Origin of the sequence: Bacillus sp. TL12 (assembly GCF_022625245.1) — a bacterium.
In the GTDB taxonomy this organism is placed as follows: Bacteria; Bacillota; Bacilli; order Bacillales; family Bacillaceae_G; genus Bacillus_A.
On the sequence record NZ_JAJJBY010000003.1, the window covers coordinates 247,195 to 270,072 of the forward strand.

Sequence of the window (22,878 nt, forward strand, 5' to 3'; positions counted from 1 at the left end):
AAAAGCACTTATTTTTACAAAGATAGGAGTTAATCGATTTTGCATCTCCTACGATATTCTAATAACGTTATTTCTTCAGTCCGAGTTATCATCACTCCTCCACATGTAACACCAAAATGGTATCGCTTATTTAATAAATAGTGAAGAACTCTATTATTCTTGCTCATTAATAATTTTTGCTAAATCTATAAAAAAGCTTAATGATTCGGGGTTGGCCATGGAACCTTTATTGACTACCTTTTCTTCTGGAAACCCTAATAGAATTTTTCGAATTGGAACTTCTAATTTCTTTCCACTCAATGTCTTCGGAATTTGATCTACTACATAAATTTCGTCAGGGACAAAACGAGGCGAAACTTTTTGTTTTATTTCAGCTTTTATTGTTTCTTTTAAGTTATCACTCATATTTACTCCAGGTTTTAATACCACAAATAGCGGCATAAATGATTTACGTCCAAGGAGCTCTAAATCCACTACTAAGCTCTCCATAATGATATCCAGGGCCTCAACTGTACGATAGATTTCGCTCGTCCCTAGACGTACTCCTAGCCGATTGATCGTAGAGTCTGATCGTCCGAAAATAACACAGCTCCCTTTATCATCAAATTTAATCCAATCACCATGTCGCCAAATCCCTGGATACATCTCAAAATAACTTTCAAAATAACGTTTATTATTGTGATCTCCCCAGAAATAAACGGGCATAGATGGCATTGGTGCCGTTATAACCAATTCTCCAACTTCATTAATAACTGAATTTCCCTCATCATTAAATGATTGTACGTGTGCTCCTAAAGAGCGTGCTTGTATTTCTCCTGCGTAAACAGGCAATATAGGAGAGCCACCAACAAATGCTGTACATACATCAGTCCCTCCACTAGTCGAAACAAGCCACACGTCCCTTTTCACACTCTCATATACCCATAAGAAACCTTCTACTGATAAGGGTGAACCAGTTGAACAAATAGCCTTTAACTTAGAAAAACGGTGTCTTTCTTTTGGCTTAATCCCAAATTTCATACATGCACTTAGAAAAGCAGCACTTGTACCAAAGAAAGTAACACCAACCTCTTCTGCAAAATCCCATAATATATGTATACCAGGATAAGATGGGCTGCCATCATATAAAGCAATTGTGCCTCCAGTTAACAGCCCCCCCACTAAAAGGTTCCACATCATCCAGCCTGTTGTTGTAAACCAAAAGAATACATCATCTTGATTCACACCTTGTTCAACTAATAATGTCTTAAGCTGTTCTAATAGTATTCCACCTTGACTTTGTACAATCTGTTTTGGCAACCCTGTTGTTCCGGAAGAAAACAAAATCCAAAGAGGATGATCAAATGGGACCTTTTCGAAAACAAGATCACAACCACCTCGCAATAGATCGTTCCAATACATTGTACGATTATTCAATTCAGAATCATTACTGCCAACATAAGGGATTAAAACCGTCTGCTTTAAGGTAGGTAGACTCGATTGAATTTCCGAAACGTTTGTTACTCTATTCTGAATTTTACCATTATAAGAATATCCGTCAATTGCAAATAAAATTGTAGGTTCAATTTGTTTAAATCGATCAATAACAGTATTTGTCCCGAAATCAGGAGAACAGCTCGACCAAACAGCTCCAATGCTGGCACATGCTAAAAAAGCAATTATAGTTTCAGGAATGTTAGGCATATAAGCAACAACACGATCTCCTGGTTTAACCCCTAATTCCTTTAGAGAATTGGCCACCATCGCTGTCTTTTCTCTAAGTTCTTTCCAACTTAATTCTGTTCTCGGAGTCGTTTCTGATTGAAAAATTACTGCCGGTTTATTCCCCCTACTACCTCGAAAGACGTGTTCTGCATAATTCAAGGTAGAGCCTGTGAACCATTTCGCCCCGGGCATCTTTCTCGATTCTAAAACTTGATGATACGGCGTTGTAGAAATAACTTGGCAATAATTCCAAATACTTTCCCAAAATGATTCAAGTTCTTCGACAGACCATTTCCATAATTCCTTTTGATTTTCAAAAGATAGATCCTTTTCTTGTTTGAGCCACTTCATAAAGAGACTGACACCTGATTTTTCTATCTGTTGCTGCGATGGTTCCCATAGCGGCACACTATTAGTAATCGCTTTCATTATTATTCCTCCTAAACTTACAATTTTTTATGAAGTAAATAATAACTATATACAGCATGCGCTCTTGAAAAACCTTTTTTCGCAAAAGGAAATTAATCCTTAATAAACAAAAGAAGATGCGTATCAATCACGTCATCTCCTGATTATTCCTATTATTTATTTCAGCTTTGATACTATAATATATTATTGCTTTAATATGTTATTTAGCTCTTTCTGAAATACCATAATATCTAAATCATTTTTCAACATTCTCTCGATATCATAACCTAAAACAAACTCTCTTACCCCTGATTGAAACATAACAACAGAACCATATCTCTCTTGAAACCATTTCTGTTGTCTTAGTAACTTGAACTTTTTACTTATTATTCTTTTCTTTTTTGTTGGCACACAAAGAATGAACTGTACTGCCATCTCTCCTATTAATTCACCCAAATTTTCTCCTTCTTTCTATAATTACAAGCCTGTTTTGAAATGTTATCTTATTCAGTTACTTGAAGACACACGATACGAGACATGCCTCTTTTCAATTTTTTCTTCTATTTCTCTTATATTCTCTTTATCGTTCAATAACAATTGTTTATTCTCTATCAATAATTGTTTAAAGGATTTTCTTATTTTCTTTCGCATGTTTCTTTTCCTCCTTCACGATTACAAATAACTTATCAAAGGATTATTTATATAAAAGATAAGTAATTATCTGTGTAGTTTTATAATAAAAGATTTGTGTGAAATCTATTTGAATTTCAAATGAAAACTATGTATTTTTTCTGATAACTTTATCAATTAAAAAAAATTACATAAAAAAATAACGCCTAATCAAAATGTATTTGATCAGACGTTATCTATAGTGGTAAGCAACCTCTCTAGCATTGCTTTTACAGCATATTTATAAATATTTCAGGTCGTCCCCAGTTCATTTCTCCGCAAACAAAACGTACTTTCTCTTCATCAATTGTATGCAAACCTTCCTCTAACGAACAGGAAATTGGGACCTCACAATGAATTTTCGCTAATTGTAATGATATGTTTAAGTTTTCCAAATCATTTTCAACTTTTGTACGCTGTGCTTTCGTCAATGACGCTATATTTTCTAATACCGCCGCTACTGTACCGTGTTCTTGAATGAGTTTATATGCTGTCTTCTCACCGATTCCTTTTACACCTGGATAGTTATCACTCGTGTCTCCCATAAACGCTTTGGCATGAACGATTTGCCAAGGCTCTACACCTTTTTCTTCCATAATCTTCTCTGGCGTATAATACTCATAGTTTCCGATTCCCTTGCGAAGAAGCATTACGGTAACGTTCATATCAACTAGCTGCAATAAATCTGTATCGCCTGTTAAAATATATACTTCCGCCTCACTAGCGTATTCTTTTGTTAACGTACCAATGCAGTCATCAGCTTCATAGCCTTTCATACCAATTACAGGAATCGATAACTTTGAAGTCATCTCTTGTACGAGATCAAATTGTGGAATCAATTCTTCTGGTGGCGCTGCACGGTTTGCTTTATAATTTGAGAACGATTCGGTTCGGAATGTCGTACTTCCCATATCCCAGCACGTTACAATATGCGTCGGCTCAATCGCTTGCGTTGCTGTTAATAAATGTTTCATATAACCATGAATCCCGTTTGTTGGGGTACCATCTTGTCGTTTCATAAATTGTCCATAAACACTTGTTGCGTAAAAAGCACGAAATAATAGTGCCATACCATCAACTAACAATACTTTTTTCATAATTCCTCTCCTACTAACAAAAAATAATAACCTCACGTTATCTCGTAAGGTTATATAAACAGATTACCATTCTACGTTTCTATTCAACTTTACCTATTATACAATGTTTTTATATATTTAGCACCACTAACGGTTTAAGATGTTTGGTTACAGCATGTATGAAGTAATCCAGAATACGTATTTTTACCTGTTGAAACGACCACAGCCTTCGCAGTTCCATTTACAATATGTGTACCTTTAAAACATACATTTTCAAGTTGAAGTGGATTGTAGTCTTTCATTCGTTTTAATGGGATAAAACGTTTGCGTTCAAGATGATAACAGCTTTCAAATTTCTCTACGTTCGTTTCTTTCCCTGTTAACACCGATTCATTTACTAACAAATTTTCTGCATAAATAATACGTACATCAGCTGGCACTGTATCACCTGCTGAAAGAAAAACCATATCTCCTGGAACTAGCTCCTCAACTGGAAGTTTCATTATTTTTGATTCACTATTCACATCTGCAGTTGTACACACTTCTACTCTAGAAACAGTAACCGTTACAATCTCACAATGATTCTCATTATGAACACGTTGTTTTGCAAATCCAGGAATCATTTCACCTAATTTCATCATTACATCAGAAAAAATTGCTCGTTTTGAAGATAATTCATTTTTCCCGTACATATGAATGCGCTTCTGCGCTTCTTTAATAGAAAGGCCATCTCTTGTTGTTTTAAAATAAGCAAATACAGACTTCACATCTCTTGTTGCAATTTCAATTAACAAGTCTTTATTTTGTTTTAACATAGATTGTTCTTTCATCATTCTTTTATTTTGTTTATGAGACATGTTACCCACAAGTTTATTTACATATAACATATTATCGTCTCCTCCTTTACAACATAGGAAGAAACGCTTTGTTTCTCAATTTATCTCACTTTAACAACTCATTTATTTCTACAGCTCGTTAAAGTGTACCACGTTTAGCTCATAACTATCAGCTGAACGTTATCTTATGATAAATATAGAGGGAGGAACAAATCGTTTCCTGCCTACATCATATATTTTTGTTTCGAAGTATATGGGTAACGGAACCGAGTCAGAATTTGACATGCTCCTCACCTCCTCTTTCATTTTTTAGTCAGTATTTATACTATGAAAATGGTCATAGTTTGTTAATAAAAAGACCTCTACTCATAAGCAAGTAAAGGTCATTACATACATAAATAAGCGATTCCTAATCAACATAGAAATCTGCGAACCTCTCCCTCGCCGAGTTTTAGCACTGTATAGCATAGGTACATTACCAGCTACGTTAAGAAAAACCTTAATTCGATCATTCCTGTTGACCCATTGGCGTCTCTCGACATTTTTGGGCAGTAGCATTTCTCTATACAGGAGCCTCACCTAACAGAGACTTATTTTTTTATTACATAGAAAATGTTACTCCTATTTAAAATAGATGTCAACACTTTGAATTCAAAGTTTCTCAATATGTTAAACACCCAGCAATCACAATTCCGATGGAAATTGATAAAAACATAAGGAAAAGTCCGACAGCCTGGTTATCATCCTCAATACTTTGATTAATATTAAAGCGCGGTGTACACCATTCAGCTAAATAAAACACAATAATTTGCGCTAATACTCCAATCGCTCCCCATAAAACCATATCCATTAATGAAACAGAATGAGCAGCCGTTGAATACAAGACAATAGCAAGACCAAGAACTCTTCCTCCAAGCGCGTAACTTGCTGCTTTATTCCCTTTTGCCATTAACGAAAATTCTTTCACTTTCGTTGTCACTTCCATTAGAAAAAGACCGATACATAAAAGACCGATTGAAACTCCTAAATAAAGTAAGAAATTTATCATTTATAATCCTCCTTTTTAATTCCTACAGGTAAATAATAAGATTCATTCCCCGTAATTTTTGCACCTGCACGTATACCAATACTACTTGGTTTTCCAGCAATTAAAAATGATCCAAATACATACGATAACTCCTCGTTCCCTTTTTCAGTCTCAAGAGAAACGACGGGAAGCTTTGTATACTTTTGAAATACAGGAAGCTCTCTTTTATACGTTTGATATGAATTTTGATCAATAATTTTGATATCTTTATCACGAATTGTAACCGTGTCGCCTTCTCTACCAAACGAAGGTTTTTGAACAAAGGAATTTTTTCCTAAAAACAGATCTGGTTCTAAGTAAGTAGGGAGCATGTATTCTTTAATCCATTGTTGTTCCTCATTTGTATAAAAAGCACCTGCCTCCGCTAATCCCCAAATGAGACATTGAACCGATTTCGGCTGCAGTAGAAAAGATGAAATCGGATTTATAATAAAAAGCTTTCCTTCCTTTACAAGTTGTAATAACTCAACCCCTACAAGATCTCCGTTTTTTGGATCCCGGTCCTCTACTAAGTGTTCAATAGGATATGTCTGGCGATACAAAACATCAATTGGCACACCATCTCCGTCCAGTAAAGCCTCTTCAGTAATTCTGAGTTCTGATATTGACACCACTTTGTTGCTAACCTGACATAGCTGACTTAAATACCGAGTTGTATTCCAATCTTCTATATGTTCCTGATGGGCTGTAAAGACAACGTTTGGTCTTTCTATCCCCTTAGCCGCTTCCATCACAGCTTTTGTGATGCCAGAAGAGAGAAGACGTTCCTGATTCTCGTTTGGATCATGATAATCTAATTCTTTGCAAACCTCTCCATTCATTTGAAAGCATTCCATGATAAAAGTCGGAGTATCACTATTAAACTCAAGCATTTTGATACCACTATCTGTCATCACAAAATCAAACCGTGAAATAACAGATTCAGGAAACAGAGATTTCATTCTGATAAAAGACAGACTTGAAGATGGAAAGCCAAGTTCAATAAGCTGGGCGTCAGACAAAGTCCGAAGCAACCTAGCAGTCTTAAAAAATACTTCTCCCATTCGTTCTGTTGCTAACTGCAAGGCTTGAATAGTTTGTTCTGATATCTCAAAAACATGAAAAAGGCTGTATTCACTCCCGTATAAATCAGACCAGAATTGGGGAAACCTTGAATAAAATTGATTTCGTTTCTTTATGTAACGCGACATAATCTAACCTCCAAATCCACCCTTTGAACCGCTTCCAATTCCCCCTTTAAAATTAGATGAAGCTTGATAGGACTTAAATTCAGAAGAATTTTTGAAGGTTGATTTATTTTGATAGTATCTACCACCGTAATAATAACTCCCATGAGAACTTGAACGGCTATCATCGCATCGCCACACGCCAAGTTCATCATCCCAATCCCAATCTGCACAACTCTTATCTTTTGGTTTTGGAGGAAGATCTTCTGTACAGCCAGATAAAGTACCGGCCACTAAAGATGTCAGAACACCTGTTACTAACCATTTGGTTTTTGTCACTTTCCAACGCCCCTTTATATATTATATTTTTATTATAAAAGAATTCATGATAAAGTAGAAGAAAAAGAAAGAGGGATTACAATTGCGGTTAGAATATCGACTCAATGATGAAACGAAACAATATCCTGCCCTATGGAACTATGCTGATATTTCTGTGTCTGAAGCCGTCGCAAGAATGACTTGTGAGTACTTTATTAAAGAAGGAGATACATATGTCGTAACAGCGACCGCGATGGATCCCGACGGAACAGCTGTATTATATGTACAAAAAGAAACGTTCTTCGATGATCCTTCAGAACCTACATATTCCCATATAGGTTTTGAGATTAGAGAACTACAAGAAGTAAATTCGATTTTAATAGAAAGTAAAGATGTATGGACCCATGACGAGATCTTAACATATCTCCATTCAGATATTTTGTACGTTCAAAAAGACGGAATATTCATGGAATTCATCTTAGATTCCAGAGAGATTGATGAAGACCGAAAATGCTATGTTTATTATGGAAATTTTACAGGTGAACACAGATAAAGTGAAACTTTAATCAGTGGGGTTTCTTCATCCCCCACTGATTAAAGTTTCATTTGATTTCTAATATTTTTATGTGTTCCACACAATGAAATTCCAATCATTTCCGGCATACAGAAAAAATGTTCCTACAACATAAAAACCTTACGTATAAAACGTAAGGTTTTTTATATAGCCCCACACATGCCGTTCTCTCTAGATGTCCATAAACCTGCTCTCACAGGTGGATGTTCTCATAAATGCTTTCAGCTTCCTTCTTAAAAAGATGGCATGCTGTTTACATTTAGATATTGAACTTCCATATTATACTTATTGGTTTAAGACATACATAAGCTACGTACACCGTAGGAATTTTATATAATGTTAGTTGAAATAAGACCCCCGCACGTGCCGTCCCTCGTAAATGTCCAAAAACCCGCTACTCGCAGGTGGATGCCCTCACAGCTACCGTACATCTTCCTCCACAAAGAAGGCTTGATGATGGTCGCTAAATATTGAGCTTCCGTATAACTAACATCGGTTTTAGACATAAATAAGTTACGTACACCGCAGGATGTTTTATTTACTTGTCGTTATCTTATCACATTGCATGCAATGTGTAAAATGTAATGTTTTGAAGTAATTTCTTGCTTGTGACCTTATTTTAATACAAAATATTTTTGCATGCAAGAGGTTACTGTTCTTCTTTTACAATTTGGTTTTCTGGATAAGAAATCCAATCACTCCAACTCCCAGCATATAACTTCACGTTACGAAAACCAGCTGCTTGTAACGCTAATATATTCGGACATGCTGTTACACCAGATCCACAATAGACGATTGTTTCTTTCTCTTTAGTAAGGTGGTGGAATCGCTCCTCTTGCTCATCTTTATTTTTGAAATGACCTTCTTCCGTGATGCCATCTTTCCAAAAATAGTTTTCTGCTGTCGGAATGTGACCAGCTTTCGGGTCAACAGATTCTTCAGCACCAGCATAACGCTTCGGCTCTCTAGAATCAATTAACGTAATATCTGCATTCGTACGAATTTTTCCTTTCACATCTTCCATCGTTACAAGCATGCTGTCTTGTACATTCGGAATGAAAGTTTTCCGTTCAATAGTTGGCACTGCTGCCGTTGTAGATAATTTGGATTCCTTCCATGCCGGAAAACCACCATTTAATACATATACTTTTTGATGTCCCACATAAGTTAATAGCCACCATAAACGCGAAGCCATAGCACCACCTTGACTGTCATACGCAATAACTGTCGTATGTTCATCAATACCAGCTTGAGAAAGTTTTTCAGCAAAATCCTGAATATCTGGAAGTGGATGACGGCCACCATGCTCGGTAACAGGACTTGATAAATCAAGATTCAAATCAAAATATATCGCATGAGGAATATGTTCTTTTTCATACTGTTCTCTTCCCCAATTTGGATTAGCTAAGTCAAAACGACAATCGACTATGCTGACATGCTCATCTACTATGTGATCACGTAACCATTCGACTGTAACAATCATACTTAACGACCTTCTTTCTCTTGCAGGCGACCTACATACTCCATAACCATATCTTCTGTTACGATTTTACGTTGTGGTGCAACACCTCGTTTAGCAAGATCATTAATTTGCTTCGTTACCATGTTAATTGCATCTACTGAGAAATGTTTTCCATTTGATGCAAGTGCTACTGCCGCTTCAATTGCCGCTTCACGCTGCGCTTCTAACTGTAAAAATGTTGTCACAATTTCATTTTGTTTACGAGAATGTGCTGTAATTGCTTTATGTACTTCCATCTTCTCTTCCCCCTAAATAATTTATACTTTCTTGCCAAGTAGCTTCGTAAGAAAATGACTAAATCTCCATTGTAAGCCGAATCATATCTCGGCATACAATTCCATTTTCAATAATCTCTTCTTCATAATGCTTCGAAAAGTAATCAAAATCAATAGAAAAAATACGAAAACCACATTTTTGATACAAAGCAAGCTGTGAAACACTAGAATTTCCTGTCCCTATTTCAAGTGTATGAATATGATATTCCTTCGAGATTTGAATTGCATGTTGTACCAACTGCTTGCCAATCCCTTTTCCTTGTAGCTCTTCTAAAACAGCAATATTCATAATTTCCATTGTTTGCGGTCTTGTTTCAAGCAATACATATACTCCTACAATCTTTTCTTCCTCTTTCGCAGCATAAATAAGACCGCGGTGCAAATATGAATGAATTTGCGCCTCACTTGGATCAGCGAGCAATAGCAATGATTTCGGTGCTACCTCTTTAGAAACGCGTTCTATTACAATTCCCATAAAATTTCCCCCTTCTCTCTTGTTCTAAACCCCCCTTGTCTACCATAAGTAATACAAAGGAGGGATTCACCATGGACAACAATGAGAAAAAGTGCAACGTCATCTCAATTGATGGAAAGAAAAAGAAAAACGGAACATATTCCCACCCAAAATTAGTTGTAGATGGAAAAACATATGAGTTTTCTTCGTTCGTCTTATGCGGTGAAACACCAGACGGTAGACGCTTAGTTCTTACCCATATGATTTCTACAGATGAATTTGCAGGATTTGTAAAATCACTGGATGCTGTACTGCAAAAGAAAATTGAGCGAATCTTTTTTTCATAGAGCTTATCAAATATGAATTTCCTTTTCGATTGCTGTTAACTGTTTCCGTAATTGTTCCTTACTTTGTTCATATAAAGATACATCAATTGTTTCAGCTAAAGCGAACAATACACTTGCATAATATTGCTTAACATCTTCCTGCATCACTTTTCGGAATAAGTCCCATTTCAATTCCCATTCTTGTTTGTAATGCTCGATAAACAATTCTTCTTCATTTGCTACATATTGGGATACAACAGGTTCGAGTGATTCCTTCGTATCTTCTTGCATTGCTGCTTTATCATTTTTTTCAAAGAAGCTTTTTTCATTTTTAAAATGAGATAATGCCTTTTTAAAATGTTTTATTTCTATAGACGGAAACGGCTCTTCGTGCGTAATAACCTGGTATTCATAATCAGCTGTCCCATTCATAGAAACAGATTCATTTTCCAGCTTACATTTTACGACAATTGCATCTCTTGCTCGCTGCATCGCTTCATCCATCCATTTTTCAAGACGTAGCGACGTCGCTCTCATTTCTTGCAATAAATCATGCTGTATAAATGCTACAAGCTCCATAAGACATTCTTGCAACTTCATTTTCACATTTCCATCTGTTCGAAGAGATGCAGGATTAATAAATTCAGTAAACACATCGTTATAACGTAAAAACAGCCGCTGCTCTACGTAATATAATAGTTCTTTCACTTCATTTTGCATTGCTTGTTCTTCTGCAAGTACACTATACGATGAAATAATATGAAGTAGCTGCTCACGTTCTGCTTCATATTTTTTTATTTGCTTTTCTTTTTCATCATTCCCTTGCTTCGCTCCTTGTATCATATTTGTAAGAAGCTGATCTGCGCTTTGTAGTGCACCATATAAAGAATGAACAGATACAAGCATTAAATCGCGCATCATAAAGGATGTAAATGATTCCTCAAACTTTGTAATCCCTGAATTTTTCAAAATCCCGTACTTTTCTTTCGCTATACTCTTTCCTTGTTTCTCCTCAAGCGCACATAAACTCGAAATTGCAAATAAACGTGGATTTCGGATACCGTATTGCAGAAGCTGATCTGCAATATATCCTTTTACCATTTCAAGTTCCTCCTCAGACTGTGCTAAGTCCGCTGCATTAATTAAGAAGAACATTTTATCAAGTGCAAATGTATCTTTCACGCGGCCAAGCTGAATTAAAAATTCACGATCCGCTCTTGAAAAGACATGATTGTAGTACGTTACAAATAAAATCGCATCAGCATTTTTAATATATTGGAATGCAACATCCGTATGTCTAGCATTAATAGAATCTGCTCCTGGTGTATCAACAAGTGCAACACCTTGTCTCGTTAAAACACAATCATAGTACAGTTCCATATATTCAACAAAACACGATTTTTCTTCGTTCGCTACATAATCCGAGAACTCTTCTAACGTAACTTGTACTTGTTCTCCCAAATGATTAGAAACCGCTTGATATCCCCTCTGTACCGCACGTAAAAAACTAAACGTTGTTTTTTGTTTTCCGCTTGGTGATGGATATTTTAGGATCGTATCTATTTGTGATAACGCTTCTTCAAATGTCTCAATTTCATAATGAAACAATTTATAAACTGCTTTCATATCTTCTAATAGCGCCTGTTTCGATTTAAACTGAACCATTACTGTACCATGAGGTTTATCTTCTGTAATCGGTAAAATCTGATTAATTGTCGCCGTTGTTGGATTAGGTGATACCGGAAGTACATTCGCACCAAGCAACGCATTTGCAAATGATGATTTCCCGGCACTAAAAGCTCCAAATAAAGCTACGGTAAATTGCTTCGTTTCAACACGTTTTCTTTTCCCTACAACTTCTTGATGCAAATGTTTAAGCGTCGGAAGAGGTTCTAGTATCATTTCCGCACCTTTTACTTGTTCTAATATACGCTGGATATTTAACGTTGCCGTTGTTTTTATATTTTCTTCATGATAAGAAATGCTGTCGCTTTGTATCTCTTGTTCTTGTAATGTAAACTTCTCATTTACAATCTGCTTCTTACCTTGTAATACTTTTTCTACTTGCAATCCATCTGGTACTGGTACATGTTCGCTCCAAATACTTTGTAAATAATTCTCGTATTTATCATACGCCTCAATATATTGTAATTTTATTTCTTTTGCTGTTTGTAACAGAGTGTATTGTTCAATTTCTTGTTCAATATGAGCAATCTCTTTCACTATCTGTTGCTGTAAAACGCTCGCACTTTTTTCGAAAATTTGCTGCGCTGTCATAAAGTATCTTTTCTTTAACTCATTCGCAACGTCAGCTGTATAAAGAAGCAAATAATCTCCTGTAAATCCTGCACCTTGCTTAATTGTTTCCGCTAATAATTCAGGACCGAAAGAAATTTGCAATGCATATATGTCTTTCCCTACTTCTTCAGTAAACATCTCTTCATCTTTTAAGAAAGCTACAATAAACTCTTTCACATGAAAATCTAGCTGCGTCTCAACAGTCTTCCCTAGCGCTGAATAAAATGCATCCAATCGCCTTTGTTTTTCTTGCTCTGTTTTTCCTTTCGCAAATAGCAAACCAACTTTAAATTTTGTTAACTTTGTTTCTAAATATTGATTTGCTAGCTCTCTCATTTCAAATGGCATTAAGTAAGCGTTATCTAATATTGCTTGCAATCCTTTTATAAATTCATTTTTCACATCCGATTCTTTACTAACAACGCATCGTTTATTTTCAGTAAGTTCTTCTTTCTTTTCTATTACGTCTGCAAGCGATAAAGTTGATGCTAATTCTTTTTGATAGGGCATTAATTGTTTTTCATTTTCGGAGAGAACGAATGAAAAATGCTCTTGTAATAAGTATTCTGTTTCTCTTTCCATACCATTTTCCACATATTGCTCACGTTCTTTCATAATAGAAGAAAGCAAATTCTCTAACCTTTGAATTTCGTTATGTGGATGATTCATCATTCGTAACGAAGTATAAAAAATGCCGTCTACTTCAATATCCCAGTTAGAAAAGGATTGGCTCACGCTTTTCTTATAATCTTCAAATGATAGCTCTCTTTCCTTATGTTTATCGATTTGATTAGTAACAAGATAAACCGTTTTATTGCGTTGCTTCAATTCTTTAACAAATTGCAAATTCACTTCAGATTGAACATGGTTATAGTCCATCATGTAAAAAATAACATCGGCAAGATGGAGTGTTGATTCTGTCGCTAATTGATGTGCATCATCTGTTGAATCAATTCCAGGTGTATCAACAAGCATAACACCATCAGGAATCGGTGCATCATTTCGATAAATGTGAACACCCATCACCTCGTCTCCATTTTTACAAAGTTGCTTCAGCTCTTCTGCTGAGTATGCACCATCATATTCGTAATGCTCTCCAGATTTCACCGTTACAACAACACGATCCGGTCCTTTTTCAATTTTAACAACATTTGCACTTGTCGGAATCGGACTTGTTGGTAATAGCTGTGCTTTATATAAATGATTCATCATTGTCGATTTCCCAGCAGAAAAATGACCGCAAAAAGCAATCATAAGCTGTTCTTGCTTATATTTTTGAATCACTTCAAACAACTTCAAACTATTCTCCGTATCCCCATGTTTCTGCCATTCTTCATAAAAACAAACAAGTTTTTTCATACTGTTTGTCTGTACTATGTTTGTCATCCCCTTGTTCCCCTTTATTCCAAGATGTATATACCCTATTATCATACTAAATTTTCAGGATATTCTCATTAAAAATAAAAAATCCCTTTCATTCTTTTTACAGATGAAAGGGATTCTATGTAAGTTTGTTCATTTTGTTACTTCGACTCCATTTAACACATATTTTGTAATGACAGCATACACAGCAACTGTTCCTGCAACTAATGCATATACCATATTTTACACACCAACCTTTTTTGATAATGATTATCACTTTTAAGGATATTTTATCATTAAAGAGAATCGTTATCAATATTATTCCCAAAAAAGAAGTTCCTTGAAACAAGGAACTTCTTTACTACCTGTTTTAAAGGAGTGAAAAACTTGCTGTGCACTCTTATTATATCTCATAACGAACATCTTAACAGTTTCAAAAATTGGAAATATCCTTATCTCCTCTTCCTTCCATTATTGTATAATAAAAGAGATTGACTTTAAGGAGGAAAACAATGACACAAAACATTTCACCGGGCGAGAGGATTCATTCTATCGATATCATTAGGGGAATTGCTGTATTCGGTATCTTCCTAGTTAACTGGCCTGTTATTGCAGGTGTTGATTCTCGAGATATTACAGGAAGTTATGAAGGAATAGACAGTTATATCCGTCTGTTTTATGACATGTTTATTCAAACAAAGTTTTATACTATTTTTTCATTTTTGTTTGGATTAGGCTTTTTCATTTTTATGCAGCGTGCTGAAGCGAAAACGAATCGTCCAAAAACACTATTCATCCGTCGACTTCTCATTTTATTCTTATTCGGCTTCTTGCATTACGTCCTTTTATGGGATGGTGATATTTTACATAGTTATGCAATTGCGGGGGTTTTCTTATTATTATTTTACAAAAGACAGCCACATACCATCTTAGTATGTTCATTGATTCTATTAGGTCTTTTCCAACTGTTTATGTTATTAGCTAGCATCATGATCGCTTTTGTACCGATAGAAGAATTAACATCATCTCTTCCCATTATGCCATTAGAAAATTGGAGCGTACAAGTGCAAGACCGCTTACATGCCTTTTATTCTGAATCAATTGGGTTAAACATTTCAATGCTTCCAGAAACAGTTGGTTTATTCTTACTCGGCTTATACGCTGGCAAAAAAGACATTTTCCGCCGAGCAAAAGAATTAGATTCCAAACTAAAAAAGTGGCAAATCATTATGTTCCTCTTAACACTTCCAATGTGGTTCTTTATGATTCGTTACTTTGTAACAAAACAACCGTATGAACCAATCTACATGACTGGTTTTACAATGTTTAGTGGGAAAACTTTATTTATCTTTTACATTTTCACACTTATGCGTTTGTTACAAAAGGAAAGATGGCAAAAGCTATTACGACCATTTCAATTTGTTGGACGTATGGCTCTAACAAATTATATTTCACATACAATTATCACATTAGTCGTATTTGGCCTGTTTTTCAAAAATTCCTTACCAGTTCCATTATGGATAGGTCCGCTATTTTGTATTAGTTTTTATACACTACAAATCTTTATTAGCCGCTGGTGGCTCTCCCATTATCAATATGGCCCACTTGAATACATTTGGCGCCTTGGTACATATGGGAAATTGATGCCCATCAAAAAGAAAAGCAAGGTCTCGTGACGAGACCTTGCTTTTAATTATGCTTCTCTTACTGCACTTTGTACTGGAACTTGCTCTTCTTTTTCTTTCACTTTACGCTCTGGAACCATATTAAATACAATATTTAAAAGTACAGCTGACGCACTTCCAAGTACGATTCCGTTATCTGTTAAAATACGGATATTTTCTGGAAGCTGAGAGAATAACGTTGGAACGACTGTTACACCAAGACCAATACCAACGGAGCATGCTACAATTAGTAAATTTTCTTGTTTTCCAAAGTCTACACGGCTTAACATTTTAATTCCATATGCCATAACCATTCCAAACATGGCAAGCATCGCACCGCCAAGAACCGGTTTTGGAATAATCGTTGTGATAGCTGCAATTTTTGGAATAAAGCCAAGCACGATTAACATACCACCGCAAGTGTAAATAATAACACGATTTCGTACACCTGTTAATTGAATAAGACCAACGTTTTGAGAATAAGTCGTATACGGAAATGCATTAAAAATACCACCTAAAACCATTGCTAATCCTTCAGCACGATAACCTTTTGTTAACTCTTTCTCACCGATTTTTTTATTACAAATATCAGATAAAGCAAAGTACACACCTGTTGCTTCTACAATACCAACGCAAGCAACGAGAATCATCGTAATAACCGGCGTTAGCTCAAATGTTGGTGTACCGAAGTAAAATGGCTGAATACCGTGGAACCAATCTGCCTCTCCAACCGCTTGCAAGCTCACTTTCCCCATAAAGGATGCAACAATCGTACCAAATAAAAGACCAAGTAATATAGAAATAGAGCGAATAAAACCATCAAAGAAACGATACATAATGATGATAAATAATAAAACCCCAAATGCTAACGCTAAGTTTTCAAGGCTACCAAAATCTTTACTCCCTACGCCCCCAGCCATATCATTAATTGCTGCCGGAACTAATGTAACCCCAATAACTGTAACAACAGAACCCGTTACAACAGGCGGGAATAGTTTTACAAGCTTTCCAAATAGTTTCGCAAAAATAACAACGAACAACCCTGCTGCAATAATGGCTCCATATATGGAAGAAACACCGTACTGTTTACCGATTGCAATCATCGGTCCTACTGCTGTAAATGTACAACCGAGTACAACGGGAAGACCAATTCCAAAAAATCGATTCGATAAAGCTTGTAAAATCGTTGCGACACCACACATTAATAAATCGATGGATACTAAGTATGTTAATTCTCGTTGATTTAAGCCAAGTCCCCCGCCAACAATAAGCGGAACAATTATCGCTCCTGCATACATCGCAAGCATATGTTGAACACCAAGGGATGCAATTTTAAATGGGTGTTGCTTCATGACTATTTCACCTCCGCAGTCTCATGCTCTACAAATGTAACAGTACCGTTATCAAGTGATGCAATTTCTGCAAGTGATTCTACGCGAACACCGCTCTCACGCAGTTTCTTTCCCCCATCTTGAAATGCTTTTTCAATGACAATTCCAATTCCTGCAATACTTGCTCCAGCTTGCTCTACTAAACTCATTAATCCTAAAGCAGCCTGACCGTTTGCTAAAAAGTCATCTATGATTAAGACACGATCGTTTTCATTGATATGGTTTCTAGTTAATGAAATCTCATTCGTTTCTTGTTTTGTAAATGAGTATACTTTCGCTACATACATATTATCTTGTAACGTTAACGATTTACGCTTTCTCGCAAAGATTACTTTTACACCAAGTTCTAAAGCTGCCATAACTGCTGGCGCAATCCCTGAAGATTCAATCGTCACGATTTTTGTAATGTTCTCTTCTTTAAAACGCTGTGCAAACTCTTTTCCGATCTCTTGCATAAGTACTGGATCAATTTGATGATTTAAAAATGCATCTACCTTTAATACATCACCAGATAAAACCGTTCCTTCATTTAAAATCTTTTCTTGTAATACTTTCATGTTTGTTCCTCCTCTTATGCAATAAAAAAACTCCAAAAGCCGCCACCACTCGTTACAAGTGAGAGACGCGCTTTTGGAGCTTCGCAAAAAAGAATGCTAAACCAGCAATATATTCGTTCTCACTCATAGTCAAAGTATTTACGGTACTTCGGTAGAAACTTGCAGGCCATATCCCCGCGATTATATGAGTGTAGCTAACCTATTTATTTTATAGATGGATTATAACGCATTTTTTTTATTTTGAAAAGCATTTCCAATAAAAAACACGTACGAATTTCACAAAAATATCGTTTTCGTTCGAGTTTTGAAACCTCTTACATTTTGTATTTTCCTACTAAAGAGTCGTTAAAATAACTGGTCCATCCTTTGTAATTGCTATCGTATGCTCGTATTGCGCTGACAGCTTTCCATCCATTGTCCTTGCAGTCCACCCATTTAAATCTACTTTTGAATATCGCATCCCTACATTTACAATGGGTTCAATCGTTATAACCATTCCTTCTTGTAGTTCTGGTCCTTGACCTAGCTTTCCAAAATGAAAAATTGCAGGTTCCTCATGAATTTCCTTACCAATTCCATGCCCTGTAAAATCCCTTGCCACAGAACATCCTTCTGAGGTCACGTAGCTTTCAATCGCATATCCAATATCCCCTACACGATTTCCAACTATCGCTTGCTCCATCCCTTTATATAAAGCTTTTTCTGTTACTAGTAGTAATTTTTCTGCCTCATGAGAAATATCTCCTACTTTATAAGTCTATGCAGAATCAGCAAGCGCACCATTTAAGTTCACTACCATATCAATCGTAACAATATCTCCTACATGTAGCGGTTGATTAGTTGGAAAACCATGACACATTTCATCGTTCACAGACGCACATATTGCATATGGATAATCGTTATATCCTTTTTGCTCCGGCGATGCACCATGTTTTTCTAAATACATTTCAACAAATGTATCAATTTCTAGTGTAGTAATCCCTGGCTTTATCATCTTTGCAAGTTCTTGATGACACGAAGCTAGCAATTTTCCAGATTCACGCATCAAATTTATTTCTTTTTTCGTTTTTATCGTAATCATTACCTCTCTCCTCATTTATTCTTCTATCCACGTGCTTTATGCTTCCCACGATATAAGTTATCCACATTCAATCATACACACCATCCCAGAAATTCCAAAAGAGTTATCATTTCACATTTTCTTCACAAATTCACATACCAAAACTTGTAAGAAGTCGCGACTTTCCAAGTTCTCATTATAGACATAGTTTTTATTGTATTAATGAACACTTTTTGAAAGCATATTAGGATGCGATAAAACTTTCTAAATTTTTTGTATTATAAAAATGTAAGATTTTTATTTATCCAAGGAGGGGTATCATGGGCGAACATAAATTACATCAAACAGAATCCGAAACGAATGAAAAAAGTTCATTAAAAGGAACTTTAACCGCTGTTTTTTTTTGTCGGATTTTTCATTATTTTCACATGGTTTAGTGTCTATCAAATTTTTGTTAATCGGCTATAAGATATCGTTTTGAAAAGGGAGATGGGGATATGCACTTACATAAATACGAAAAAATTTGGCTCATTTTCGGTGTTGGTTCACTATTCGTATTTTTAGCTATTTTAGGAATTAGTGCTTTTTATATGGGTAACAAACCACCAAGTTGTTTAACTACAATTGACCCCGAAAAGGTTCACGCAACCGCACCATTTGATCAACCTAGTGTTAAAAAGGTGGGGAAAAATCATTATCAGGTGACGATTGTCTCACAGGCCTTCTCTTTCACTCCAAATACAATTAAAGTACCAAAAGGTGCAAAAGTAGATTTTGTTGTAGCAACAAAAGATGTTGTTCATGGGTTTGAAATCGCAGGAACAAATGTCAATATGATGGTTGAGCCTGGATATGTAAGTACTGCTTCACAAGTTTTCCAAAAAACAGGGGAGTATTTAATTGTCTGTAATGAATACTGTGGTACCGGCCATCATATGATGAGCGCGAAAGTAGAGGTGACTGAAAAATGATTACATTGCAAGATAAAATAAGTAAACGAGATGCCAAATTAGCAATGGCTCATATCCATATCGCATTTATTGCTCTTTTTCTAGGTGGTTTATGTGGATTACTGCAAGTTCTCGTTCGCTCAGGGAAATTCAATTTACCTGCCGGCATTGGCTACTATCAAGTGTTAACTACACATGGCGTTTTACTTGGACTCGTATTAACAACTTTCTTTATTATTGGCTTCTTATTTGCTTGTATGAGTAAAACAACCGGTGTCCTATCAAAAGGTGTTCGACAAACAGGCTGGATTGGCTTTTGGCTTATGACAATTGGAACAACACTTACTGCTATCTTTATTCTACTCAATAAAGCAACTGTACTCTATACCTTCTATGCTCCATTAAAAGCGCACCCTGGGTTTTATATTGGACTTACCCTTGTTATTGTTGGAAGTTGGTTTAGCGGATTTGCAATGTTTGCTCAGTATCGTACATGGAAAAAACATAACAAAGGAAAAATAGGTCCCTTGTTAAGCTTTATGGCTGTTGTAACAATGGCACTGTGGCTTGTTGCAACGCTCGGTGTTGCAGCTGCAGCACTTATTCAATTTATTCCATGGAGCTTAGGCTTTGTTGATAAAATCGATGTCTTAGTCAGTCGAACATTATTTTGGTACTTCGGTCATCCACTCGTTTATTTTTGGCTCCTTCCTGCCTATATGGCTTGGTATGTCATTATACCGAAAATCATTGGTAGTAAAATCTTCAGTGATTCACTAGCTCGTTTGTCATTTATCTTATTTTTACTCTTTTCTATGCCTGTAGGATTCCACCATCAATTAACCGAACCAGGCATTGATCCTGGTTGGAAATACTTGCAAGTTGTCTTAACATTTATGGTTGTTATTCCCTCTTTAATGACTGCCTTCTCCTTATTTGCAACCTTTGAACAATTTGGACGATCAAAAGGGGCTACTGGATTATTTGGATGGCTTCGCATGCTTCCATGGGGAGATGCTAGATTTTTCGCCCCATTCGTCGGTATGTTAATGTTTATTCCAGCTGGTGCTGGTGGACTTGTTAATGCAAGTAACCAACTAAATCAAGTCGTTCACAATACTGTATGGGTAACGGGACATTTCCATTTAACATTGGCAACCTCTGTTATATTAACATTTTTCGGAATCGCCTACTGGTTAATTCCACATCTAACAGGACGCGTTATGACAAAAGAAATGAATCGACTTGCTATGATTCAAACTTGCGTATGGGCGATTGGTATGTTCTTCATGTCTGCTGGTATGCACTTTGCCGGATTACTCGGAGCACCTCGTCGCTCTGCTTTTTCTACATATGGAAATTCACAACAAGCACTCGAATGGATTCCATACCAAATTGCCCAAGCAGTCGGAGGATCCATTTTATTCGTTGGCATTGTAATTGCGATCATCATTTATATAGACCTAGTCTTCTTCGCACCAAAAGGGCAAACTGAGTTCCCAATCGGTGAAGTAGCCGATGCATCTGAACGTACGCCATTAGTTTTTGATAATTGGAAGCTTTGGATTGGCATTACAGCGTTACTTATTTTATTTGCTTACACCATTCCATTTATTGATATGATTCAAAACGCTCCGCCTGGTTCGAAAGGGTTTAAATTGTGGTAAATAAAAAGCAGAGGGAATTCCCTCTGCTTTTTATTCCCTTACAGTATATATCATTTATCCTGCAATCTCAGCTGAATTAAACGTTCCATTAATATTTCCATCTACAACAATACAATGTCCCCAAAACATATCTCCATCCGAAAAATATATTGTAAAATCACCATCTGGATAAACACTTATACTTTCTAACTTCATCAAATTAATGAACATTTCCTGTGTAATCTCATCTACGGTTTTCTCATCATCATCCTGTAACCACTCATTCGCTAACTCCAGTAGTTCTGTTGCTGCGAACAATTTCATTTTTCTATCCCATTCATTTTGCCCCTCAAAAAGTATATATGCTGTTTTTAAAGCATCCTGCATTATCTGTTCATCTTTATTCCAATCAAAAGATAAACTACATTCTTCACCAACCCAAGAAATTTGCTTTTCGAATAACTCCACAGTCTTCTCAAGTGTGAACTCACCCAATATCTTATCTTGATAATAGACTGGCTTCATTGAATCTTGTAATATCTTTTCTAATTCATTATCTTCATATGTTTTGTCCAAAACCTGAACAAGCATCATTGCATTTTCTTCCCTACGCACCAGCAACCTTACAACGGTATTTTCTTGTAAAAGTTCTCTTGACCGTCTCAATTCTGCATCATCAGCTAACCATTCAAGTCTTAGTTTTTCTTCTATAATCAATTCATGATTACATAAATCTTGCCATGCAATCAAAGGAATTGATGCACCCCACAAAATAGCATCACCTGCTTTTCCCGCACCTACACCCGATGCTCCTGTAACAGCTGCTACCTCAATAATCTCTTTTGTAAATCTATTTTCAAATCTATTTATTTCACTTAATTTACTCATTTTCATTCCCCTCCCCGTTATAGAATCCTTTACGAATAACGCTTCTGCAGTTAGCGAGTATCCGACTAACTTCCTTTTACCAAATTTCAAGTTAGATCTTATACTCCCTACAAGCCGTATGATAAATCATTTTCAAAAATTCAAAGCGACTTCCATTTGTCTCTTGAATAAAAGTACCGACTACTTCGAATCCTACCTTTTTATAGACTTTTATTGCTCTTTCATTAAAAGTTGCTACTGAAAGCGTTATATACTGCGGTTGATATTTTTCCATACAAAATTCTAAGCCTCTCCGTATAAACGCTTCACCAAAACCCCTTCCAGTCAAATTTGGTTTCATTCCAAGTTCAATATCTACTATATGTACATCTACTCTATTAAACCGAAAGAAGCCAACGGTCTCCTTCTCCTCACAAACTGCAAAAGTCATTTCTCCACGTATATTAGAATCTAAAAACTCAGCTAAATCTTCCTGATCCGCTTCCATATCATAAAACGAATACTTTCCCTCATAGTGCCAATGATACGCAATTTCTTCTGCTTGCTCTTGTGTCATAACTCCAAAAGTATACTTCACCGTATCTCCTCCTCCCATTAAACACATGTATGGTAAAGCTTTTATTCATAAAAAAGAGCTGCATACAGGC

Annotated in this window: 22 protein-coding genes, 2 other RNA genes, 1 pseudogene and 2 riboswitches; of the genes and pseudogenes, 6 read left to right on the forward strand and 19 right to left on the reverse strand. The window is 36.0% G+C overall.

The genetic code is table 11. The annotated features are described in order from the left end of the window. Positions 1-153: 153 nt before the first annotated feature. The 8 genes from LOK41_RS04865 to LOK41_RS04900 all read right to left on the reverse strand — a co-directional run bounded on the left by LOK41_RS04865 (position 154) and on the right by LOK41_RS04900 (position 7,285). Positions 154-2,133 (reverse strand): acetoacetate--CoA ligase, encoded by a 1,980-nt coding sequence (locus LOK41_RS04865; protein WP_241815499.1) that lies wholly within the window; start codon positions 2,131-2,133, stop codon positions 154-156. A gap of 183 nt (positions 2,134-2,316) precedes the next feature. Beyond that, positions 2,317-2,568 (reverse strand): hypothetical protein, encoded by a 252-nt coding sequence (locus tag LOK41_RS04870; RefSeq protein ID WP_174103055.1) that lies wholly within the window; start codon positions 2,566-2,568, stop codon positions 2,317-2,319. 51 nt (positions 2,569-2,619) lie between these two features. Next, positions 2,620-2,763, reverse strand: coding sequence for an FbpB family small basic protein (locus LOK41_RS04875; RefSeq protein WP_174103054.1), 144 nt, complete (start codon positions 2,761-2,763; stop codon positions 2,620-2,622). 248 nt (positions 2,764-3,011) lie between these two features. Further along, on the reverse strand, positions 3,012-3,878 hold the full coding sequence (locus LOK41_RS04880) for a 5'-3' exonuclease (protein WP_241815500.1): 867 nt from the start codon (positions 3,876-3,878) through the stop codon (positions 3,012-3,014). A 134-nt stretch (positions 3,879-4,012) separates the two neighbouring features. Beyond that, a complete protein-coding gene (locus tag LOK41_RS04885) occupies positions 4,013-4,744 on the reverse strand; it encodes a P-type ATPase actuator domain-containing protein (RefSeq protein ID WP_241815501.1) in 732 nt (243 codons plus the stop codon). A gap of 379 nt (positions 4,745-5,123) precedes the next feature. Beyond that, positions 5,124-5,287, reverse strand: a riboswitch (M-box (ykoK) riboswitch). A gap of 67 nt (positions 5,288-5,354) precedes the next feature. Further along, positions 5,355-5,741 carry a DUF350 domain-containing protein gene (locus LOK41_RS04890; protein WP_241815502.1) on the reverse strand — a complete coding sequence of 129 codons (387 nt, stop codon included), beginning with the start codon at positions 5,739-5,741 and terminating at the stop codon, positions 5,355-5,357. Then, on the reverse strand, positions 5,738-6,970 hold the full coding sequence (locus LOK41_RS04895) for a glutathionylspermidine synthase family protein (protein ID WP_241815503.1): 1,233 nt from the start codon (positions 6,968-6,970) through the stop codon (positions 5,738-5,740). The genes LOK41_RS04890 and LOK41_RS04895 overlap by 4 nt, the downstream gene beginning before the upstream one ends. Before the next feature lie 3 nt (positions 6,971-6,973). Beyond that, on the reverse strand, positions 6,974-7,285 hold the full coding sequence (locus LOK41_RS04900; RefSeq protein WP_241815504.1) for a hypothetical protein: 312 nt from the start codon (positions 7,283-7,285) through the stop codon (positions 6,974-6,976). Positions 7,286-7,367: 82 nt separating this feature from the next. Between LOK41_RS04900 and LOK41_RS04905 the strand changes: the two genes are divergently transcribed. Beyond that, complete coding sequence (locus LOK41_RS04905) at positions 7,368-7,817, forward strand: hypothetical protein (protein ID WP_241815505.1); 450 nt, start codon at positions 7,368-7,370, stop codon at positions 7,815-7,817. A 167-nt stretch (positions 7,818-7,984) separates the two neighbouring features. Here LOK41_RS04905 and ssrS (LOK41_RS04910) read toward each other — a convergent pair. The 5 genes from ssrS (LOK41_RS04910) to LOK41_RS04930 all read right to left on the reverse strand — a co-directional run bounded on the left by ssrS (LOK41_RS04910) (position 7,985) and on the right by LOK41_RS04930 (position 10,110). Continuing rightward, positions 7,985-8,168, reverse strand: a non-coding RNA gene (gene ssrS / locus LOK41_RS04910) — 6S RNA. Between the two features lie 21 nt (positions 8,169-8,189). After that, positions 8,190-8,372: non-coding RNA, 6S RNA (gene ssrS, locus LOK41_RS04915), on the reverse strand. A gap of 115 nt (positions 8,373-8,487) precedes the next feature. Further along, entirely contained in the window at positions 8,488-9,321 is an 834-nt protein-coding gene (locus tag LOK41_RS04920) for a sulfurtransferase (protein WP_241815506.1), read from the reverse strand. Between the two features lie 2 nt (positions 9,322-9,323). Next, positions 9,324-9,596, reverse strand: a complete 273-nt coding sequence (locus LOK41_RS04925) for a DUF2533 family protein (RefSeq protein WP_098336991.1) — start codon at positions 9,594-9,596, stop codon at positions 9,324-9,326. A 58-nt stretch (positions 9,597-9,654) separates the two neighbouring features. Next, positions 9,655-10,110 (reverse strand): GNAT family N-acetyltransferase, encoded by a 456-nt coding sequence (locus LOK41_RS04930; protein WP_241815507.1) that lies wholly within the window; start codon positions 10,108-10,110, stop codon positions 9,655-9,657. 71 nt (positions 10,111-10,181) lie between these two features. Between LOK41_RS04930 and LOK41_RS04935 the strand changes: the two genes are divergently transcribed. After that, positions 10,182-10,436 (forward strand): DUF3931 domain-containing protein, encoded by a 255-nt coding sequence (locus LOK41_RS04935; protein WP_000369734.1) that lies wholly within the window; start codon positions 10,182-10,184, stop codon positions 10,434-10,436. A gap of 6 nt (positions 10,437-10,442) precedes the next feature. Here the strand turns inward: LOK41_RS04935 and LOK41_RS04940 are convergent, their stop codons facing one another. After that, positions 10,443-14,099: a dynamin family protein gene (locus tag LOK41_RS04940; RefSeq protein WP_241815508.1), complete on the reverse strand. Its 3,657-nt coding sequence runs from the start codon at positions 14,097-14,099 to the stop codon at positions 10,443-10,445. A 488-nt stretch (positions 14,100-14,587) separates the two neighbouring features. Between LOK41_RS04940 and LOK41_RS04945 the strand changes: the two genes are divergently transcribed. Next, complete coding sequence (locus LOK41_RS04945) at positions 14,588-15,751, forward strand: DUF418 domain-containing protein (RefSeq protein ID WP_241815509.1); 1,164 nt, start codon at positions 14,588-14,590, stop codon at positions 15,749-15,751. A 17-nt stretch (positions 15,752-15,768) separates the two neighbouring features. Here the strand turns inward: LOK41_RS04945 and pbuX are convergent, their stop codons facing one another. From pbuX to LOK41_RS04960, 3 genes and pseudogenes are all read right to left on the reverse strand, one after another. Beyond that, the gene (gene pbuX, locus LOK41_RS04950; protein WP_174099673.1) at positions 15,769-17,091 is read right to left on the reverse strand and encodes a xanthine permease PbuX; all 1,323 of its coding nucleotides are present in this window, start codon (positions 17,089-17,091) and stop codon (positions 15,769-15,771) included. 2 nt (positions 17,092-17,093) lie between these two features. Next, positions 17,094-17,687, reverse strand: a complete 594-nt coding sequence (locus LOK41_RS04955; RefSeq protein WP_241815510.1) for a xanthine phosphoribosyltransferase — start codon at positions 17,685-17,687, stop codon at positions 17,094-17,096. A 106-nt stretch (positions 17,688-17,793) separates the two neighbouring features. After that, positions 17,794-17,895: riboswitch (purine riboswitch) on the reverse strand. A 126-nt stretch (positions 17,896-18,021) separates the two neighbouring features. Further along, positions 18,022-18,768: pseudogene (locus tag LOK41_RS04960) on the reverse strand (type I methionyl aminopeptidase). Between the two features lie 299 nt (positions 18,769-19,067). Here LOK41_RS04960 and LOK41_RS04965 point away from each other — a divergent pair. The 3 genes from LOK41_RS04965 to LOK41_RS04975 are packed head-to-tail and all read left to right on the forward strand — an operon-like array spanning position 19,068 to position 21,364. Next, positions 19,068-19,184 (forward strand): cytochrome c oxidase subunit 2A, encoded by a 117-nt coding sequence (locus LOK41_RS04965; protein ID WP_241815511.1) that lies wholly within the window; start codon positions 19,068-19,070, stop codon positions 19,182-19,184. A gap of 60 nt (positions 19,185-19,244) precedes the next feature. After that, positions 19,245-19,718, forward strand: a complete 474-nt coding sequence (locus LOK41_RS04970; protein WP_241815512.1) for a cytochrome c oxidase subunit II — start codon at positions 19,245-19,247, stop codon at positions 19,716-19,718. Then, the gene (locus tag LOK41_RS04975) at positions 19,715-21,364 is read left to right on the forward strand and encodes a b(o/a)3-type cytochrome-c oxidase subunit 1 (protein WP_241815513.1); all 1,650 of its coding nucleotides are present in this window, start codon (positions 19,715-19,717) and stop codon (positions 21,362-21,364) included. The genes LOK41_RS04970 and LOK41_RS04975 overlap by 4 nt, the downstream gene beginning before the upstream one ends. Positions 21,365-21,418: 54 nt before the next feature. On the opposite strand, the gene LOK41_RS04980 is transcribed toward LOK41_RS04975, so the two are convergent. Further along, the gene (locus LOK41_RS04980) at positions 21,419-22,231 is read right to left on the reverse strand and encodes a DUF2262 domain-containing protein (RefSeq protein WP_241815514.1); all 813 of its coding nucleotides are present in this window, start codon (positions 22,229-22,231) and stop codon (positions 21,419-21,421) included. 91 nt (positions 22,232-22,322) lie between these two features. Beyond that, positions 22,323-22,808 carry a GNAT family N-acetyltransferase gene (locus LOK41_RS04985; RefSeq protein WP_241815515.1) on the reverse strand — a complete coding sequence of 162 codons (486 nt, stop codon included), beginning with the start codon at positions 22,806-22,808 and terminating at the stop codon, positions 22,323-22,325. Positions 22,809-22,878: the final 70 nt, after the last annotated feature.

Bases quoted from the DNA above. Each gene is read 5' to 3' on its own strand.
- LOK41_RS04865 (WP_241815499.1), bottom strand. From the start codon at position 2,133: ATGAAAGCGATTACTAATAGTGTGCCGCTATGGGAACCATCGCAGCAA.
- LOK41_RS04875 (WP_174103054.1), bottom strand. From the start codon at position 2,763: ATGCGAAAGAAAATAAGAAAATCCTTTAAACAATTATTGATAGAGAAT.
- LOK41_RS04880 (WP_241815500.1), bottom strand. From the start codon at position 3,878: ATGAAAAAAGTATTGTTAGTTGATGGTATGGCACTATTATTTCGTGCT.
- LOK41_RS04885 (WP_241815501.1), bottom strand. From the start codon at position 4,744: ATGTTATATGTAAATAAACTTGTGGGTAACATGTCTCATAAACAAAAT.
- LOK41_RS04890 (WP_241815502.1), bottom strand. From the start codon at position 5,741: ATGATAAATTTCTTACTTTATTTAGGAGTTTCAATCGGTCTTTTATGT.
- LOK41_RS04895 (WP_241815503.1), bottom strand. From the start codon at position 6,970: ATGTCGCGTTACATAAAGAAACGAAATCAATTTTATTCAAGGTTTCCC.
- LOK41_RS04920 (WP_241815506.1), bottom strand. From the start codon at position 9,321: ATGATTGTTACAGTCGAATGGTTACGTGATCACATAGTAGATGAGCAT.
- LOK41_RS04925 (WP_098336991.1), bottom strand. From the start codon at position 9,596: ATGGAAGTACATAAAGCAATTACAGCACATTCTCGTAAACAAAATGAA.
- LOK41_RS04930 (WP_241815507.1), bottom strand. From the start codon at position 10,110: ATGGGAATTGTAATAGAACGCGTTTCTAAAGAGGTAGCACCGAAATCA.
- LOK41_RS04935 (WP_000369734.1), top strand. From the start codon at position 10,182: ATGGACAACAATGAGAAAAAGTGCAACGTCATCTCAATTGATGGAAAG.
- LOK41_RS04940 (WP_241815508.1), bottom strand. From the start codon at position 14,099: ATGACAAACATAGTACAGACAAACAGTATGAAAAAACTTGTTTGTTTT.
- LOK41_RS04945 (WP_241815509.1), top strand. From the start codon at position 14,588: ATGACACAAAACATTTCACCGGGCGAGAGGATTCATTCTATCGATATC.
- pbuX (WP_174099673.1), bottom strand. From the start codon at position 17,091: ATGAAGCAACACCCATTTAAAATTGCATCCCTTGGTGTTCAACATATG.
- LOK41_RS04955 (WP_241815510.1), bottom strand. From the start codon at position 17,687: ATGAAAGTATTACAAGAAAAGATTTTAAATGAAGGAACGGTTTTATCT.
- LOK41_RS04965 (WP_241815511.1), top strand. From the start codon at position 19,068: ATGGGCGAACATAAATTACATCAAACAGAATCCGAAACGAATGAAAAA.
- LOK41_RS04970 (WP_241815512.1), top strand. From the start codon at position 19,245: ATGCACTTACATAAATACGAAAAAATTTGGCTCATTTTCGGTGTTGGT.
- LOK41_RS04975 (WP_241815513.1), top strand. From the start codon at position 19,715: ATGATTACATTGCAAGATAAAATAAGTAAACGAGATGCCAAATTAGCA.
- LOK41_RS04980 (WP_241815514.1), bottom strand. From the start codon at position 22,231: ATGAGTAAATTAAGTGAAATAAATAGATTTGAAAATAGATTTACAAAA.